General features: G+C 39.3%; 1 protein-coding gene. It reads right to left on the reverse strand.

What is annotated here, in order from left to right; genetic code table 11:
* Positions 1-5 precede the first annotated feature (5 nt).
* Entirely contained in the window at positions 6-155 is a 150-nt protein-coding gene (gene yjcZ, locus AC1DWA_RS33860; RefSeq protein ID WP_014459214.1) for a sporulation protein YjcZ, read from the reverse strand.
* Positions 156-361: the final 206 nt, after the last annotated feature.

Here is a 361-nt window from a genome sequence, read left to right on the forward strand (position 1 = left end):
AATGATTAGCAACCGCCAAATCCTCCCCAGCAAGCACAGCCGATGATGATTAATAAAATGAATAATACGATGATTAAAGCAAAGCCACTGCCAAATCCGCAGCCGCCACCGCCGTAACCGTAACCGCCATAACCACAGCCACCATAGAAGCCCATATATTTCACCTCCAAGTTCTGAGTACATTTTTAACATATGCCTGAAATGCAAAAATGCTCCAAAAATATCCAACGATTTCAATGAAAATAAAAAAAGATAAGAAAATAAGATGGACACGGTACTTTTTTTCACTTTCTACATAGGATGAATCATCCCAAGATCTCATATATGAGCCCCCATGTTATAACAAAGCAGGCTAATACCA

It is taken from the genome of Rhodococcus sp. P4_F3_2 (genome assembly GCF_056401335.1).

Excerpts from the sequence above, each read along its gene's own strand:
- yjcZ (WP_014459214.1), bottom strand. The coding sequence starts at position 155 with ATGGGCTTCTATGGTGGCTGTGGTTATGGCGGTTACGGTTACGGCGGT.